General features: G+C 73.5%; 3 protein-coding genes. All 3 read left to right on the plus strand.

The genetic code is table 11. From position 1 onward, the window contains the following. A partial coding sequence (locus BEK98_RS45005) for a M48 family metalloprotease (protein WP_094222630.1) occupies positions 1–2303 on the plus strand: 2303 nt, incomplete at its 5' end. 43 nt (positions 2304–2346) lie between these two features. After that, complete coding sequence (locus tag BEK98_RS45010) at positions 2347–3060, plus strand: hypothetical protein (protein WP_094222631.1); 714 nt, start codon at positions 2347–2349, stop codon at positions 3058–3060. Between the two features lie 196 nt (positions 3061–3256). After that, positions 3257–3844, plus strand: a complete 588-nt coding sequence (locus BEK98_RS45015; RefSeq protein ID WP_094222632.1) for an isochorismatase family protein — start codon at positions 3257–3259, stop codon at positions 3842–3844. Position 3845 lies beyond the last annotated feature (1 nt).

Consider the following 3845-nt stretch of genomic DNA (forward strand, 5'->3'; position numbering starts at 1 on the left):
GACCCGATGTGGCCCGCGCACTGGTCTCCAGCCCCCTGCCGCTGCCGACCACCACCCGGCTGGCCCTGCTGGTCCTCGTCGCGGGCGCCGGTGCCTCGTTCGCCACCTGGTGGTGGCTGGTCCTGGGCCGGGACAACTGGCCGGACGCGCAACTCGCCTGCCTGCCCACCACCGACGCCGCGCCCGACGAGGTTCTCACCCGCTTCACCGGCTGCGTGGGCGACGTACGACTGACGCAGTCGGCGGTGGTGCTGTGCGGGCCACTTGCCCTGCTGGCCCTCGCCCTGCTCTACCGAGCCGCCGAGCGCCGGCTGAGTCTGTGGCGGTGGCGGGCCGAGCCGGAGCACTGCTCACCGCTCGCCCGGCGCCTGGCCGCCGTGGCGCCCGAAGGAGAAGGGCCCCGGCCGGTGCTGTGGGTGCGTCACGGCCGGCGCGTCGGGGTCCGGGCGCGTGCCTCGGGTACCGTCCGCCGGCCCCTCATCGTGGCCGACTCCCACTTCTACACCGAGCGCGACCGGAACGTGGACGCGGTGTTCCGGCATGAACTGGCCCACCTTCGGCTGCGGGACGTGGGCCGGGTACGGCTGGCCATCGCGGCCTCGTGGCTTCTGCTCCTCGGCGTCACCCTGCCGATGGCGGTCGCGCTGGCCCGCGACCCCGGACTGCTGGGCGCCGGTCTGCTGGTGCGCATGGCGGTCGTCCTGGCCGTCGTACTGCTCACCCTGTGCGCCGTGCTGCGCGTGCGGGAGCACGACGCCGACCTCGGCGCGGCGGCGGATCCCCGCGCACCACGGAACGCCACCGCCGACCACCTCGGCTCGGCCGTCCCGCCAGGCCGCGTCGAGCATCTCAGGCGGCACCTGGGGCTCGCCACGCATCCGACACCCGCGGTCCGGCTGGCCGTGCTCGCCGATCCGGCGCGGTCCTGGGGGCTGTCGTCCCTGGAGTGCCTGACCACCGGGCTCGCCGCGGGCCTGGTGTTCACGGACCTCACCCTGCTGGTGGCCGCTCTGATGCCCGAGCACACCCAACTCGCCTACATGGTGGGCGGGTTGCTGACCGGCTGGGCCGTGGCCGGGGTGGTGACCGTGGCATGGTGGCGGGCCGTGGCCGTGGGACACCGGCACGCATCCGGCCGGCGCGCGGCGCGGGCCGGAGCAGCGCTCGGTCTCGGTGTGCTCCTGGGCAGCCAGCTCGCCGGGCGGGCGGCCGGTGACTGGGTACGGGACACCGGCACCGCGGACGGGCTGGCGACCGCGCTCTCCCTGACCGACGTGCCGCGCGAGCAGGTGCTGGCGCTGGGCGTGGCGCTCATGGCCGGTGGGGCGCTGTTCGCCGTCTGGACCACCTCCCTCGCCAGAGCCCTGGGGGCCACGGTGGACGGTCCCCGTTCAGCACCCGCCTGCGCGGCGGCCGTAGGACTGTCCGGGCTCCTGCTGGCCGTGCCGCTGGGCAGTTGGTTCCTGTTCGCCCGGCTGACGGCGGCCCGCGCCGCCCCCGACATCCGGTGGGCCGTGATCGACACGCCCTGGTGGGCGGGGGTGCTGACGACCGTCGTCGGCGCGCTGGTACCGGCGGCCGCCGCCCGCGCATCGAGGCGCCCCGGACCTGGGGGGTGTCTTCTGGATCAGGCCGGCGACGCGGGGTCGGGCACGCGCGTCCGCCGCGTTGTCGTCGGTCGCCGACTCGCCCACGCTCGGCTGCGCTCGCGCGGGGGGACTCCCATCGCGTCGACGCCCTCCTCCGCCTCGCAGCCGCACGCACCGGACCCCGCTCAGGCCGGCCGGAACGCACCGGTACTTCCCGCCGACCTGATCCGGAAGACACCCCCGAGCGGCGCCGGGCGGATCCGGCCCCTGGCCGTGCTGGCCGCCGCGACGGTCCTGGTCGCGGCCGGGGCCGGATGGGCGGCCTTCGGCGGTGGGCCGGGCCGGGCACCGGCCGCAGCCCGCTCCGGCGACTCGGCGGTGTCCGCGACTCCGACGGACCCGTCGGTCTCCCCCAGCGGTGACCGGACCGTCCCCCTGGACCAACTCCCCGTACTCCCGCCCGAGGAAGAGCGGACGGCCGCCCTGCGGACGAACACCGCCCTCGTCTGCCGGGCACTGTCCCTGGGCGGCACCGCCATCTGGACCGATCCCCAACGCCGCGCCGACACGGCCGAGTTGCTCGGCGGCCTCGACGACACCGTGCTGCGGGCCGCAGCGGCCGTCCTCCAGCGCGACCCGGCGGGACCCGTGGACCGCCACGCACTGGTCGCCTCCGTCCTGCGCTGCGACCTGTACTTCCGCTACGGCCGCTGACCGGCCACGCACGACGATCCGCCCGCCGTCCGAGGAGACACCCGTGAGCCCGAGATCCGCTACGACGTCCGCCACCGGCCGACGACGGCTCGCCACCCTGCCGGTCGTGGTGGCGGTGCTGGCGGGTACGGCCCTCGCCGGCTGCGACAGCGCACGCCACCGGCCGGACAACGCAGCGCCTACGCACGCACCCGCGACCGCCACGTCCACCGGCACCGCGGCCCTGTCCGCGGCCCTGCTCACCACAGCCGAGTTGCCGGCCGGCTATGTGAAGACCGTCCTGCGCGACGATCCCCCGACGCGCTCCGACCGTCCCGGATGCCTCACCGCGCTCAACTCACTGGAGTCGTCACGCGGTTCCCACCCCGGCGCGGTCGAGGCCAGGGTCACCTTCGCGATGAGCCAGAGCGGCCCGTTCCTCCAGCAGGTGCTGCGCCGGCTGCCGGGATCCGGGGCACAGCAGGAGCTGAAGCAGGCGACGAGTGTGCTGTCCGGCTGCCCCGAGTTCGCCATCGGCTGGAGCGACGGGACCACCGGTACGGAGCGTGTGGTGCCGCACGGCTCGGCGGGGATCGGGAACGCGTCCTGGCACGCCACGGTCACCGCGACCACCGGGACGTTCACCGTCGAGGAGACCCTCGTCCTGGTCGTCGTGGGCAGGACCCTCCTCGTGATCAGCGACGCGGGCAGCCCCACGGCACCCGAACGCTCCCGGACGCTGGCCCTGGCCCGTACCGCCGCGTCGCGGATCGTCTGACCCCGGACAATCATTCGGCCGCCCAATCATCTGCCTCCAGGCGCGACACCTCACACCCTTCACGAGGGTGCAGACCCAGGATCTCGGGGCGCCGTACACTCACATTGGCAAAAGATTGGTCGACCAAGTAATGTGCTGTGCGAAGGGTCGCTCGATCCGCACACCAGTCGGTTACACCGTCACGAAAGAGGTCATCATGTCCGCAGAGTCCTTCACCGCCGACAACACGGCGATGCTGCTCATCGACCACCAGGTCGGCACCATGGGCTGGGTCCGGTCCATCGAGTTCGAGCAGATGAAGGCCAACGCCCTCGCGCTGGCCAACACCGCCAAGGCCGTCGGCATCCCGCTCGTGCTCACCTCCTCCATGGAGGAGTACGCCCAGGGCCCGCTGCTGTCCGAACTCGCCGACATCGCCCCCGAGGAGTTCGAGGCACGCGTCAAGCGGCTCGGCGTCGTCAACGCCATGGACGACGAGAACTTCGCCGCCGCGGTGCGCGAGACCGGCCGCAAGAAGCTGATCATCGCGGGCGTCACCAACGACGTCTGCACCGTCTACCCCACCCTGACCGCCCTGCAGCTCGGCTACGACGTCCAGGTCGTCGCCGACGCGGGCGGCTCCCCCACCAAGGCGGCCGACGACATCGCGATCCGCCGCATGGAGAACGCCGGCGCCACCATCACCTCCACCATCCAGCTCATGGCCGAACTCGCCCAGAACTGGACCAGCGAGCGCGGCGGCAAGATCATCCCCTTCGTCATGGGACTCATGCCCCAGCAGTGAC

The organism is Streptomyces diastatochromogenes (assembly GCF_002242805.1).
Classification (GTDB): Bacteria; Actinomycetota; Actinomycetes; order Streptomycetales; family Streptomycetaceae; genus Streptomyces; species Streptomyces diastatochromogenes.